The sequence below is a fragment of the Paenibacillus sp. PastM-3 genome (assembly GCF_029893965.1).
GTDB lineage: Bacteria > Bacillota > Bacilli > Paenibacillales > Paenibacillaceae > Paenibacillus_AQ.
In genome coordinates this window covers 460,712-474,556 of sequence record NZ_JARXXP010000002.1, presented here as the reverse complement: position 1 = coordinate 474,556, position 13,845 = coordinate 460,712, and the positions used below count along the sequence as shown (strand labels likewise).

The 13,845-nt window shown below is 53.5% G+C and carries 9 protein-coding genes; 7 read left to right on the top strand and 2 right to left on the bottom strand.

Annotated elements, in window-relative coordinates; all coding sequences use genetic code 11:
• Positions 1-164 precede the first annotated feature (164 nt).
• The gene (gene mqo / locus M2108_RS05885; protein WP_277467942.1) at positions 165-1,676 is read left to right on the top strand and encodes a malate dehydrogenase (quinone); all 1,512 of its coding nucleotides are present in this window, start codon (positions 165-167) and stop codon (positions 1,674-1,676) included.
• Positions 1,677-2,157: 481 nt separating this feature from the next.
• On the opposite strand, the gene M2108_RS05880 is transcribed toward mqo, so the two are convergent.
• Positions 2,158-3,201 (bottom strand): PocR ligand-binding domain-containing protein, encoded by a 1,044-nt coding sequence (locus M2108_RS05880; RefSeq protein ID WP_277467943.1) that lies wholly within the window; start codon positions 3,199-3,201, stop codon positions 2,158-2,160.
• 175 nt (positions 3,202-3,376) lie between these two features.
• Here M2108_RS05880 and M2108_RS05875 point away from each other — a divergent pair, with 175 nt between their 5' ends.
• Positions 3,377-4,513, top strand: a complete 1,137-nt coding sequence (locus tag M2108_RS05875; RefSeq protein ID WP_277467944.1) for a glycerol dehydrogenase — start codon at positions 3,377-3,379, stop codon at positions 4,511-4,513.
• A gap of 1 nt (position 4,514) precedes the next feature.
• A complete protein-coding gene (gene dhaK / locus M2108_RS05870; RefSeq protein WP_277467945.1) occupies positions 4,515-6,278 on the top strand; it encodes a dihydroxyacetone kinase subunit DhaK in 1,764 nt (587 codons plus the stop codon).
• 95 nt (positions 6,279-6,373) lie between these two features.
• Here dhaK and M2108_RS05865 read toward each other — a convergent pair whose 3' ends face one another.
• Complete coding sequence (locus M2108_RS05865) at positions 6,374-8,032, bottom strand: histidine kinase N-terminal 7TM domain-containing diguanylate cyclase (RefSeq protein ID WP_277467946.1); 1,659 nt, start codon at positions 8,030-8,032, stop codon at positions 6,374-6,376.
• Between the two features lie 227 nt (positions 8,033-8,259).
• Here M2108_RS05865 and hprK point away from each other — a divergent pair, with 227 nt between their 5' ends.
• The 4 genes from hprK to M2108_RS05845 all read left to right on the top strand — a co-directional run bounded on the left by hprK (position 8,260) and on the right by M2108_RS05845 (position 13,829).
• Positions 8,260-9,177 (top strand): HPr(Ser) kinase/phosphatase, encoded by a 918-nt coding sequence (gene hprK, locus M2108_RS05860; protein WP_068729415.1) that lies wholly within the window; start codon positions 8,260-8,262, stop codon positions 9,175-9,177.
• A gap of 262 nt (positions 9,178-9,439) precedes the next feature.
• Entirely contained in the window at positions 9,440-11,176 is a 1,737-nt protein-coding gene (locus tag M2108_RS05855) for a sensor histidine kinase (RefSeq protein WP_277467947.1), read from the top strand.
• A gap of 6 nt (positions 11,177-11,182) precedes the next feature.
• Positions 11,183-12,763: a response regulator gene (locus tag M2108_RS05850; RefSeq protein WP_277467948.1), complete on the top strand. Its 1,581-nt coding sequence runs from the start codon at positions 11,183-11,185 to the stop codon at positions 12,761-12,763.
• Between the two features lie 145 nt (positions 12,764-12,908).
• Positions 12,909-13,829, top strand: coding sequence for an ABC transporter permease (locus tag M2108_RS05845; protein ID WP_277467949.1), 921 nt, complete (start codon positions 12,909-12,911; stop codon positions 13,827-13,829).
• The last annotated feature ends 16 nt before the right edge of the window (positions 13,830-13,845 follow it).

Here is a 13,845-nt window from a genome sequence, read left to right as displayed (position 1 = left end):
CCTGCGTGAAGTTTTGATTTTTTATTTGCTTCAAATTGTATATAATTATCTGATAACAGCCGATGAACATTTTAGTAGATTTCCTGAGTGGAGCCATGCGTCCTGCAGCCTTCAAAGCGGCCTGGCTCTTTTGGCAAATTCGAAGAGATAAGGAAGGTTTTTTAATGAGCAGCGAACACAAAAAAACAGACGTTATCTTGATTGGTGCAGGAGTCATGAGTGCGACTTTGGGAGCCCTGCTGAAAGAGCTGGCACCGGACTGGAACATTAAAGTGTTTGAGAAGCTTGCAGGCGCGGGAGAGGAGAGCTCCAACGAATGGAATAATGCGGGTACCGGTCACGCGGCACTCTGTGAGCTCAACTATACCTCCGAAAAGCCGGACGGGTCAGTCGACATCAGCAAAGCGGTCAAAATCAATGAACAGTTCCAGCTGTCCCGGCAATTCTGGTCTTATCTGGTCAAGCATAAGCTGATCCGCCGCCCGCAGGATTTCATTATGCCGATCCCCCATATGAGCTGGGTCGAAGGCGAGAAGAATGTGGCCTTTCTGAATAAGCGATTTAAAGCGCTCTCACAAAATCCGCTGTTCCAGGGCATGGAGTACTCCGAGGACCCCCGGAAGCTGAAGGAGTGGGTTCCGCTGATGATGGAGGGCCGCACCTCACAGGAGCCGGTTGCTGCCACGCGGATTACTTCGGGGACGGATGTTAACTTTGGCGCGCTGACCCGGCTGTTGTTTGACCATCTGCAGAGCCGGAAGGTTGAGGTTCACTACAGGCACGCCATTAAAGATATCAAGCGCACCGGGGACGGCTTATGGAAGGTTAAGGTGCATAATCTGAGCAGCGGGCAGACGGAGGCCCATTCCGCCAAGTTTGTTTTTATCGGCGCGGGCGGCGGAAGCCTGTCTCTGCTGCAGAAGACCGGGATACCGGAATCCAGGCATATCGGAGGCTTCCCGGTGAGCGGGCTCTTCCTGGCCTGCGACAATCCGGAGGTCGTGGAGCGGCATCATGCCAAAGTGTACGGCAAAGCCAAGCTGGGCGCCCCGCCGATGTCGGTGCCGCATCTGGATACCCGCTACATCAACAATAAGAAGGCCCTGCTGTTCGGGCCGTTCGCCGGCTTCTCGCCGAAGTTCCTCAAGACCGGCTCGAATCTGGATCTGATCAGCTCGGTGAAGCCGAATAATCTGTTTACGATGCTGGCAGCCGGCGCCAAGGAAATGGCGCTGACCCGGTATCTGATCCAGCAGCTGATGCTCTCCGGCGAGCAGCGCATGAATGAGCTGCGCGAGTTCATTCCGAACGCCAGAAGCGGGGACTGGAAGGTGGTCGTAGCCGGCCAGCGCGTGCAGGTCATCAAGGATACGCCTGACGGCAGGGGGACGCTGCAGTTCGGCACCGAGGTGGTCAGTGCTGCAGACGGCTCGGTAGCCGCCCTGCTTGGCGCGTCGCCGGGCGCATCCACGGCGGTTCACGTCATGCTGGAGGTGCTCAGCAAGTGCTTCCCGCAGCATATCGAGTCCTGGGAGCCGAAGATCAAGGAGATGATTCCTTCCTACGGCATCCCGCTGGCGTCCTGCCCGGAATTGCTGGAAGAGATTATGGCCTCGGTGAACCAGACCCTGGGGCTGGGTGAAGAAGAGCCGCAGAAGCAGGCAAGTTTCAGATAAAATAGGTAAAGGCAGGCCCCTGGTTAATGGGGCCTGCCTTTACTGCGTTGCTGGGGCTGTGTGCTGCGTGCTGCATGCTGTAGGCTGCGAAAAGGGAAAGGGCCTGAATTACTGGTTTGCGAGCGTTAGCGGCCGCCTGAAAGCTTTTCGTAGAAAAGCTAGCATCGGAAGCATAGGCAGTCTGCAGATTCCAACCGCGAACAGCGGGAAGCGGACGGTTAGTTGGATTTTCGCCACCTAATCGCAGCGTTTCTAGGCATTGCCGGCGATTAGTTGGAAAAACGCCATCTAAATCGGGCCATTTACTGCTCCAGGAGCGATTTTGGTCGAATTAAGTGGCATTTTTCCAATTAGTTCCTCCGGAGCGTGGTTTATTGAAGGAATAGATGGAGAATTTCCACTTAGCTATGCGTAAGGCACACGTTATATCTAACAAGCTCGTGATTTTCCGGGAGCCGGGACACCTCCCCCGGGAAGCCCATTATTCCTCCTCCCGGTATCTGCTGCGGTATACAGCAGGCGTAAGATGCTCAAACTTCTTAAAGGTCTTGATGAAATAGCCGGCATCGCAGAAGCCCAGAGCATCGCTGATCCGGTTAATGGGCTGATCCGTAGCCTTGAGCAGCTGTTTGGCCCATTCGATCTTCAGCCGCGGCGCGAACGCGGAATAGTTCTCGCCGGTTTCCCTGGTGAAGATCCGGCTGAAATAGCTGGGGCTGATGTGGCATTGTCTGGCCAGGTCAGCCAGGGTCAGATTTTTGTTCTTGTGCTGGTAGAGATAATCAAAGGCCGGCTGCAGCAGCGGATTGGCGGCGCGGTACTGGCTCACGCTCAGCTCTTTAATCGAATGTTCGACCAGTGTGTTGGACAGCTCGTTCTGTATCGCCTGCAGACTGCCGACAGCCGGCACGGGAGAGACGGCATAATCATCTGCCGGGCTCAGAGGCGCCTCGGGGAGCAGTGTTTTTTTGTACATCTGAATGGTGGCATTCTTGGTGATCGCTTCTTCAACGATATAATTGCAGAGGTGAAACAGCATGTTGGCAGTGGTCGTTACTTCGTCATAGGTCAATGTGGGCAGTGAGGCATATTCAGCTTCAAGTGCCTGGAATTTGAGCTCCGTATCGGCGCTGGGCGGCCGGGAGACTAGCTGCTCGAGCTGCTGCTGGTCCGGATCACGGAGCCGGATCTGTCCGGCCATGACTGCTCCTATGTATTGATTGTCTATAATGATCGGCACGGCAATATCAATAATATTGAAGTGGCATTTGTAGATATAGGGGGCATTGAGCCGGACGGCTTCAAGGCCCCCTCTGGCATCGCATTTCTGGCAGAACGGCGAGAGGACATCATCCTTTCTCACGCCCTGGCAGAAGGGCTGGCAATAGCTGTGCCTGCTGACCGGAATCCCTTTGTAATTGACCGTAATGATCGCCATTTTGGTAACCAGCGCGAGGGAGTCCTGAAGCACATGCCATTTCTCGAGGTCTATAATGTTTTCCAGCTTGAACAGCGGATTGCTCATGAGTGTAAGATCCTCCTATCCGGCAATGAGTGCAAGATAATACTATTAACTAAGTATACAACAAGAAAACACAATGTGAAAACGCTTAATATAGCAGGCAGAGTACAATGCTTAAAAAGAATGGGCAGACTATACTTGACGTAAGAAGCTCACCAGACTTTTAGGAGGAATTAAGATGAGAAAAGCCTTTATCAGCCCGACCAAATACGTGCAGGGTGAAGATGAACTGCTCAACCTGGGTTATTTTGTACAGACCTTCGGCCAGTCTGCACTGCTGATCGCCCACCCGGATGATGTGAAGCGTGTGCAGGCCAAGCTGGATTCCACAGCCGAAAAGTTTAAGATTACGCTCGTCGAGAGCAACTTCCGCGGCGAATGCTCGCGCGAGGAGGTTGCCCGCCTGAAGGAGCTGGCCCGTGAGCATTCCTGTGCCTGTACCATCGGACTCGGCGGAGGCAAGGCGATTGATACAGCCAAGTGTGTAGCTGAAGGCGAAGCGCTGATTATTGTGCCGACAATTGCGGCGACTGACGCACCGACGAGCCATTCGGCAGTTCTCTATACTCCGGACGGACAGTTTGATGATTATGCTTATTTTAAGCAAAGCCCAAGTGTGGTTATGATTGATACAACGGTTATTGCCAATGCGCCGACCCGGTTTCTGGTGTCCGGGATGGGGGATGCGCTTTCGACTTATTTTGAAGCGAGAGCAACATCCAGTTCCTACTCCAATGTCAACGCCGGCCTGCCGAGCGGTGTACGTGAGGGCGTATGCGGACCTGCTAAGGGAACCAATACGGCGCTGATGATGGCTAAATTCTGCTATGAGACTCTTTTGAAAGACGGATTACACGCGAAGGTGGCCAGTGACTGCAATCAGGTGACGCCTGCGCTGGAAAATATCATTGAAGCCAACATTCTGCTGTCCGGACTGGGCTTTGAAAGCGGAGGTCTGGCGGCAGCCCATGCGATCCATAACGGCCTGACCTCGCTTGAGGGCACACATCACTACTATCACGGGGAAAAGGTAGCCTTCAGCACGATTGCCCAGCTGGTGCTTGAGAACGCGCCTGCCCAAGAGCTGAATGAGGTGCTGGACTTCTGCCTGTCGGTCGGACTGCCGGTCAGCCTTGCTGACATCGGAGTAGACAGCATTTCGCAGGAAGAGCTGCTGGAGGTTGCGCAGAAGGCCTGCATTGCGGAGGAGTCGATCCATTCCATGCCGTTCCCTATTACGGTAGAGGCTGTAGCCGCAGCGATCCGGGTAGCCGATCTGCTCGGCCGGAACTACAAGCAGAGCAAGGGGGCATAACATGAAGAAAATTATCAACGCACCCGAGACGCTGGTACGGGAGATGTGCAGCGGGCTGGTGCTGGCCCATCCGTCCCTTGTTTTCAATAGCAAGCACAAGGTTATCCAGAAAAAGCAGCTGAACCCGGAGAAGGTAACGCTGATCAGCGGGGGCGGAAGCGGGCATGAGCCTGCCCATGCCGGTTTTGTCGGTAAAGGGATGCTGGATGCGGCGGTCTGCGGCGATATCTTTGCTTCACCGTCACAGATTCAGGTGTACCAGGCTATCCGTTCTACGGCCGGGCAAAAGGGGACTCTCCTGATTATCAAAAACTACAGCGGCGATATGATGAACTTCAAGAATGCGGCTTACCTTGCCGGTGAGGACGGCATTGAAGTGGATTATGTGAAGGTCGATGATGACATCGCCGTTGAAGACAGCCTGTATACCGTCGGCAAAAGAGGGGTAGCCGGCACGGTGCTGGTGCACAAGATCGCCGGAGCAGCAGCCGAGCGCGGCTCGTCTCTTGCTGAGGTAAAGGAAGCTGCGGAGAAGGCGATTGCTAATATCCGCAGCATCGGCTTCGCCTTCACTTCATGTACAGTACCCGCCAAGGGAACACCGACTTTCCAGCTTGAGGATATTGAGATGGAGTACGGGGTAGGCATTCACGGTGAGCCCGGCATCCGCAGGGAGCCGGTAGTTACTGCCGATGAGCTGGCGGCCCGGATGGTAAATGCACTGCTGGAAAGCCTGGCGGTTTCAGGCGGGGCGGGATCGCCAGAGGTGACTGTGCTGGTCAACGGCTTCGGGGCAACGCCGCTGCAGGAGCTGTACCTGCTCGGCAACTCGGTGATCCGCGAGCTGGATGCGAAAGGGGTTACCGTGCATAACGTGCTCGTCGGCAATTTCATGACGAGCATTGATATGGCAGGTGCCTCCCTGTCGCTGATGAAGCTGGACGATCAGCTTAAAGCATTGCTGGCCGATGAATGCCATACGCCTGCACTCGTGCTGCAGGGGCCGTTCGAGCCGGTGCAATACGCCGAGGTTGTCCTGACGCCGGAAGCGGCGCAGGAGGTTTCCTTTAAGTGCGATACAGACACTGCACATGCCAAGGTTACAGGGGACACTTTTACACTGAATAACATGGTATATGCCATTGATAAAATGAGCGAGATCATCATAGAGAACGAGGTTCCGTTCTGTGAGCTGGACGCCCATGCCGGTGACGGAGACTTTGGAATGAGCGTGGCCAAAGGGTTCAAGCAGCTCAAGACCGAATGGCCGGAGATTACGGCCAATCACGCAGCCGATCTGGGAAGCTTTCTGGATGCCTGCTCCCTGGTCATTATGGAGCACTGCGGCGGCGCTTCCGGCCCGATCTGGGGCTCCGCGTTCCGGGCGGCCGGCAAATATGCCGGAGACCGGAAGGGAGTGTCCATACAGGAGCTGGCCGAAATGCTGGAGGCCGTGGTCAAAGGCATTCAGGATACCGGGGAGCGTGCCTTCGGCAGAGGGGCGGTAGTCGGCGACAAGACGCTGATTGATGCGCTGGTTCCTTATGCGCAGTCGTGGAAGGACAGCGCCGCACAGGGCGTTGACTTTGGCACTGCTTCGACCAAAGCAGCCGCGGCTGCGGTAGAAGGAGCAAGGCAGACCGGGGAGATCGTTGCCCGGATGGGCAGAGCCGGTACAGTCGGCGAACGCAGCATCGGATATCCGGATGCGGGAGCTTATGCGCTGGGTGTGATTTTTACCGGGCTGGCGGAAGCGATGCATTAATCTGAAACAGCTGATTAGTTTAATAAGAAGACCGTTCCCGGGAATACTCTTCCGGGAACGGTCTTCTGTGCATTTCAGGCAGGGGCTGGCCCTGCCTACCGCCGCACCGAAACAATCCGGTTGCGGCCCTGATGCTTGGCGGCGTAGAGCGCGTTGTCGACGGTTTTGAACAGGTCGTTCAGATAGGCGGATGCATCCTTGGGCTGTCCGGCCTTAAAGTCAGCGATGCTCAGCACTCCCATGCTGATCGTAACCGATACAGGATGCACAACGTTGTCTATGATCATTTTGTTGGCGGCCACGGCGGATTTAAGCTGCTTCGCAATAGTGAACGCTTCCGCCTCCTTCGTATCCGGCAGGTAGATGATAAATTCCTCGCCGCCATAGCGGGCCAGAATATCCTTCTCCCGCAGCAGGCGCTGGAGCACCTCTACGGTACCGCAAATGACCAGATCGCCGGCCAGATGGCCGTACCGGTCATTGACTGCCTTGAAGAAGTCGATATCAATCAGGATCATGGCTGAAGCAAACGGGTGATCGCGGCTCTCCGTTACTTCCCTCTCCAGCTGTTGTGTGAGATAATGCCGGTTATAGCATTTGGTGAGGCTGTCGGTAATGGCCATCTTCGTCAGCTTGCGGTTGGTCTGGAACAGCTCCTCCTGCACCTTGATCAGGGATTCATTTCTTTCCTGAAGAATGGTATTCTGGTGATTGGTCTCATCAATAAGCCGGCGGAGCTCGGTAATATCCTGAAAGGTAATGGTACGCCCTACTCTGACCGAGCTGACCATGATGGGTGCAGCATGAATGCTAATGTACAGATGGGCGCCGGGATGCAGGCATTCAATCTCGGCCATCTCATCCGGGCGCTCCCGGTACTGGTCAAGAAAACGTCTGATGGCATCAGTTGTACCCGGCAGAAAGGCCTCCATCTGGAACCGGTCACCGGGACGGAGCCGGGAGTAAGGATGCAGGGCCTGATTCATCTCTACTACGCGCTCCTGGTCGTCCAGTACAAGGATGCCGTATTCCATCGTATCAATGATATCCTGGTGGGCGATCGTTACAATATCGAACACTTTGTCCTGGTGAATGGTAATCACAAAGAAAATAGCCGAAATGACGATGCCGAGCGAAGTGAATCCCGGAATGACCGGCAGGTAATCGTCAAGGACAACATTCAGCAGGATATCGAGCAGCAAAAATATCGTTACCGCAAGAATCCCTCTGAGCATGGACATGATCTGGTTCTTGATCCGGGATGCCTGGTCGGACACAAGCGCAACATAAATGATATAGAGGGACACAAGGGCATGAATAACCAGAATGGAAATGTTGATCCAGAAAATAGGACCGTAGATTCTTTCTACATATCCCCCGTTTACCGGACGGACGAACCATTCATACGGATTCAGGATGACGCCAAGCGAAGAGAAGACTGCCGGAAGGAACAGCAGGATTAACAATTTCCGTTTCAGGAACTGTGACTGGCCGGAGATCAGAATGGTGAAAAAGATCCAGCCTGCAATCAGCAGGGAGGCATCGACAAAGGCCGCTTTTACATAAAACAGCTGGAAGACCGGATCGTCCACGGTTTTGATGGCAAACTGGCAGTAAGGCCATATCATCATAGAAAAATGAAAGCCCAGATACACTTTGTGTAATCTGGTAATGGTAACAGAAGCAAATATGTATATGAACAGCAGGAACAAGACAAAGCACATGATCAGATCAATCCACGATCCCAAATCCAATACGCCGCACCTTCTTGCATTAATTGGTATATTATGAATTTCTGTGGGTCTTAAGACTTAGGTAATATTTCTAACTATATAATCAGCATTGCAAGAATACAAGATTTTTAGGGGAATCTATAATAAAGAGAAGGTAGAGTTACCCCAGCTGTTGAATATAACCGTCAACCCTACTATTACATTTCAGGCGTATCCGGGATACGCCTTAGCTGCAGGAGGAGAACCCCATGAAGTCGATCACCGTTCAGAGCCTTACTGATAAATTCCAGCTGGAGGTGCTTGCCGGAGCCAGCCGGATGGACCGGCTGGTCACACGGCCCCGGACACACCGGCCCGGGCTGGAGTTTGTCGGGTATTTTGATTTCTTTCCTATGGAGCGGGTGCAGGTGCTCGGCCGCAAGGAAATTAATTATCTGCTTACGCTGAGCGTAGAGGACCGCGTGCTGCATATCGGTAACATCGTCAAATATCATCCCCCGTGCTTCATTGTAACGACCGGACAGCAGGAAATTCCTTATCTTACGCATTTTTGCGACCAGGAGGGAATTCCTCTGCTGCGGACAGCAGATACAACCAATGAGTTCATTGCCAAGCTGGACAGCTATCTGGTAAAGGCGCTGGCCCCCGAGCTGTCGATTCATGGCGTATGTGTTAACGTATCCGGCATCGGCATTCTGCTGCGTGGCAAATCGGGCATCGGCAAAAGCGAAACCGCACATACGCTGATCCGCAGAGGCCACCGGTTCGTAGCAGACGATATTGTGGTGCTCAAAAAGCTGGGGCCGCATACGCTGCTTGGTACGCATAACGAGACCACACGCGAGTTTCTGGCACTGCGCAGCATCGGGCTGATCAACGTGGTCCGCCAGTACGGGCGCAAGGCCTTCCAGGATGAGACCCGGATTGTGCTCGATATTGAGCTGTGTCCCTGGAGGGAGAATGCACTCAACAATGAGCTGGAGCTCGTTCCCCAGTTCACCGAATATCTCGGGGTGCAAATTCCGCACATCGAGGTTCAGCTTCAGCCGGGACGCGATGTCGCCGGATTAATCGAAGCGGCAGCCAACAACTGGTACCTGAAGCAGCTGGGCTACAGCGCTGTTGAAGAATTCATGAAACGGATCGAGGACGGAATGCAGCCATAAGCGCCGCGGCGTTACCCGTCCTCATGTCGGATCAATGCGTGAAACAGACCATCAATCACAATTTTATCAGATAGTGAGGCAAAGCGGCACTCCAGAAAAGGATATATACAAATTCTTTCAATTATGGTATCCGAAGGGCACCGGCCAGAGGCGGCTGATGCCTCTTTTTTTGCGCAAAAATAGTAGTAACCGCTTACACTTCGTTGTAGAATGGATGAAAACAGCGGACAGCTGCTATTAAGCATGCAAGGGAGCATCAGGTATGGAGAAATTTTCGCCGGATAAAAAGTATATTCCGTTCACCTACAAAATGATGATTCCTTATCTGGTTCTGGTCCTTCTGACAGACCTGCTGGTCGGCTATATAGCCTACACGATGCTTGTTGAGTCCAGAACTGAGATGGCGGAGACGAATGTGCGGACGGCCCTGAAGCAGACAAGGAGCAATATCGAATACCAGACGGATGAGATCAAACGGATGAGCAACTCGCTGTTTCTCAATACGAACTTTCAGAATGCGCTGCAGTTCAGGGGCAGTCCGCTGGAGAATATGCTCAAGATGCGCGATGATATTGTCCCCTATATGAAGGCGCCTCTGCAGTTATACGGCAACAAGCTGCGGCTTGCGCTATATACGGCTAACGATACCATGCTTGAGATTACCGGAGACGATATGACGGTGCCCATCGGCAGAAGTGATTACTATGTGATATCCAAACGGGTTGTTGAGGACAAGGAATGGTTCCGTTCGATCGTTATGAATAACCGGGACAGCCTGTGGCTGCAGGCGGACAGTGATAGTAGGCTGGGCAACATTTCGTACTTCCGCAAGCTCGTTGCTTCCAACGCCGCCCCGTCGATCATCGGTTATATCCGGGTTACGGCGAGAATAGACGAGCTGTTCGGCAACTTTGATACCTTTCCGGTGGATCAGGGGCTGGAGCTGCGGCTGGTTGACAGGACACAGGGGTTGACCATCTATGAGCAGGGGGTCCCGGACAACCAAGACAAGCCGGACAATTATCTGATAATCAGCGAGGATATTCCGATACCCGGTTATGTGATTGAGGCACGGGTGCCGCACAGCTATCTCAACAAGGATGCAAGCAGAATGCAGAAGGCTATTGGCGCAGTCTGCACGATCAGCTTCGTGGTTATGGCGGCGATCGGGCTACTTGTAGCCCGTATATCCGGCAAAAAGATTAAGCGCATCGTCTATCTGGCCCGTTCCTTTCAGGAAGGGAACTTCTACAAGCGGATCGGGTTCCCCGGGAATGATGAGTTTGTGTATATTGCCAACAGCTTTAATCAGATGGCGGCGAGCATTCAGGAGCTGATCCGGGGCGTCTATGTTCAGGGTCTTCAGAAGAAACAGGCCGAGCTGGATGTGCTGCAGGCCCAGATCAGCCCGCATTTCCTGTATAACACCCTGTCCACCATCGGCAGTCTGGCCAATCTCGGGGAGGTCGGGAAGGTTACGCGGATGGTGAAGGGGCTGTCCAAGTTTTACCGGCTGACCTTAAACGAAGGGCGGGTCTATATCTCGATCGAAAAAGAGCTGGAGCAGGTCAAAATGTATCTGGAAATCCAGCGGGTGAAATATGCCGACGCCTTTGAAGTCTATTATGATATTGATCCAGAAATTCTGCAGGTTCCGGTCATCAAGCTGATTCTGCAGCCGTTTGTGGAAAATATATTCAAGCACGCCTGGTTCGGTGAGAGTATCGCCATCCGGATTACGGGCCGGAGGCTGGGTGACCGGATTGAGCTGAAGGTGATTGATAACGGTATCGGCATGCGGCCGGATACGCTGCGAAGTATGCGTGCAGGCTCTTTTCAGCCGGGAAGCTACGGCCTGAAAAATGTGGAGGAACGGATCAAGCTGAGATACGGCAATGATTACGGGATTCAGATCGGCAGCCATTACGGAGCGGGGACGGCTGTGCAGATTGTCCTGCCGGTAGAGAATGCGGAGATCCGCGAAGTGAGGGGAGAGTAGAGGGCTATGGCCGTGGAGATAAATGTACTACTGGTGGATGATGAGGCCATTGATCTGGAATGGCTGAGAAGGAGGGTGGCCGGAAGCAGCCATCTGCCGCTGCATAGCGTCAGGACGGCTGCCAGCGGTTTTGCCGCACTCAAAATAATGGAGCAGCAGCCTGTTGATATTATTCTCTCTGACATCCGGATGCCGATTATGACCGGGGTGGAATTTGCCCGCAAGGCGAAGGAGCTGAACCCGGAGGTTGAAATTGTGTTCATCAGCGGCCATCAGGATTTCAGCTATGCCAAGGAGGCGATCCAGCTGAATGCCTCCGATTATCTGCTGAAGCCTGTGGACGATGAGGAGCTGTACAGCATGCTGGAGCGGCTCTGCGCCAAGATCGAGAAGGAGCGCAGGCAGCATCATTCCTTGACGGAGACGCTGTCGCTGGTCAATCAGGAGCTGCTGCTGCGCTGGTTCAGTGAGACTGCGCCGGGACCGGCGCAGGCGCATATCCTTGGTGTGCTCACGCCATACTTGCAGGCGCAATCAGCAGTTGCCATTGTCGAGCTGGACGATATCGCCTGGAAAATACGCGGCTGGAGCGAAGGGGAGCGGTCTGCCTGGAGCAGCAGGGCCGGAGGATTTATCCGGGAGTTTGCCCGGGCGCATAATCTGGGTATGGTGATAGCCGGCTATGACTATCACTTTATCATTCTGGCTGCGGTTCAGGAGCAGCATTTTACTGCCCTGCTGGAGGAGCTGATCCGGGCTTTCTATCAGGAATTTGCCTGCTCCATTACCATCGGCAGGGGGATGTACGCTGCTGACCCGGACAAGCTTCATGACTCCTACCGGCAGGCTCAGGCTGCGCTCAGCATCAAATGGATTGTCGGCAAGAACAGGCTTATTCAGGATGCGTCGGAGTGGCACCCGAAGGAGAACATTGCTTCCGATCTGGAGGAGATTGTTGACCGGATGCTGAAGGCCATGCTGGAATACGACCTTACGACCGTTGATGACTGCCTGCTGCAGCTGTTTGCCGGGGACAGCCCGATCTCCCAGAAGAACGATATCTATGATATCATCATCCGGATTACCTCCAAGCTGCATGCCGATCTGCGGCAGATGAACGAGCATCTGTACGAGATTCTGAACTGGGACGCCCATCAGCCGTTCGTGCTGTTCCAGTTCGAGACGGTGCATGACATCCTCTCCTGGCTGAGACGGCGGTTCTTCGAGCTGTCGGAGCGGCTGTACCTTAAGCGCCAGCGGCAGAAGCGCAAGCTGATTGATGAAATTACAGACTATGTAAAAGCAAGGCTGGACCAGAAAATCACCCTTAATGAGGTAGCCGCCCATTTCGACTTCTCGCCGAACTATCTGGGGCATCTGTTTAAGGTGGAGACGAACAGCCTGTTCAGCGACTATGTCGGAGAGCTGCGGATGAAGCGGGTCTGTGAGCTGCTGGAGGACCCGACCAAAAAGGTCTATGAAATCGCCGAGCAGGCCGGCTACAAAAATATCATCTACTTCAACCGGCAATTTAAGCAGTATATGGGCATGTCGCCGGGCGAGTACCGGAAGCGGAATAAAATATAAGGCTGCGGCCTCTGTCCTGACGGGACGGGGGCTGTTTTTATATACTAAATCGTTGAATTAGTATTAAGTTTAGTTGTTTCGCTGAATTATGCAGGGGGGCCGCCCTGCTTATAATGTGAGATATAGAGAAGAGAGGGGTGCAGAAATGAAAGGGCATACATTCTGGAGTGATTTAAAAAATTATAGGGTTATCCTGCTGATGCTGTTACCGGCGGTTGCCTTCTTCCTCCTGTTTGCTTACATCCCGATGGCGGGGATCGTCATCGCCTTTAAGAAATACGATTACGCCGGAGGGATCTTCGGCAGTGCGTGGAACGGGCTGGACAACTTCCGCTTTTTCTTTGAATCAGGCGATGCCTGGCGGGTTACGCGGAATACGGCGCTGTACAACATCGCTTTTATTGCAGTAAATAACATTCTGCAGATATTCGCCGCCATTATGCTGTTCGAGGTCGGGGGAAAGTGGTTCCGGAAGCTGACGCAATCCGCGCTGTTCCTGCCGTATTTTATCTCCTGGGTCGTGGTCGGGGCGATTGCCTACAACCTGCTCAACTATGATATCGGTACGGTGAATGCACTGCTCAGAGGGCTTGGTCTGGAGCCTGTCGATATTTATAATACGCCGGCCTATTGGCCTTACATTCTGGTGCTTGTAGCCGCCTGGAAGAGCCTCGGGTACGGAACGGTAATGTATCTGGCAGCGATAACAGGCATTGATACGGAAATGTATGAAGCTGCCGAGATTGACGGCGCGAATATTTTCCAGCGGATTATGAAAGTAACGATCCCGAATCTGATGCCGACGGTAATCATTCTGGTGCTGCTGGCGGTCGGGAACATTTTCCGCGGGGATTTCGGGATGTTCTACAATATGATCGGCAACAACGGGCTGCTGTTCTCCGCGACGGATGTTATTGATACCTTTGTCTTCCGGTCACTGATTACTTCCAATGACATCGGAATGTCGGCTGCGGCAGGGGTGTTCCAGTCGGTGCTTGGCTTCGCAACCATTATGACGGTGAACTACGCTGTCCGCAAATACGACAAAGACCGGGCCCTTTTCTAGGGACAGACAGGAAATG

Bases quoted from the DNA above. Each gene is read 5' to 3' on its own strand.
- M2108_RS05850 (WP_277467948.1), top strand. From the start codon at position 11,183: ATGGCCGTGGAGATAAATGTACTACTGGTGGATGATGAGGCCATTGAT.
- dhaK (WP_277467945.1), top strand. From the start codon at position 4,515: ATGAAGAAAATTATCAACGCACCCGAGACGCTGGTACGGGAGATGTGC.
- mqo (WP_277467942.1), top strand. From the start codon at position 165: ATGAGCAGCGAACACAAAAAAACAGACGTTATCTTGATTGGTGCAGGA.
- M2108_RS05875 (WP_277467944.1), top strand. From the start codon at position 3,377: ATGAGAAAAGCCTTTATCAGCCCGACCAAATACGTGCAGGGTGAAGAT.
- M2108_RS05855 (WP_277467947.1), top strand. From the start codon at position 9,440: ATGGAGAAATTTTCGCCGGATAAAAAGTATATTCCGTTCACCTACAAA.
- M2108_RS05845 (WP_277467949.1), top strand. From the start codon at position 12,909: ATGAAAGGGCATACATTCTGGAGTGATTTAAAAAATTATAGGGTTATC.
- hprK (WP_068729415.1), top strand. From the start codon at position 8,260: ATGAAGTCGATCACCGTTCAGAGCCTTACTGATAAATTCCAGCTGGAG.
- M2108_RS05880 (WP_277467943.1), bottom strand. From the start codon at position 3,201: ATGAGCAATCCGCTGTTCAAGCTGGAAAACATTATAGACCTCGAGAAA.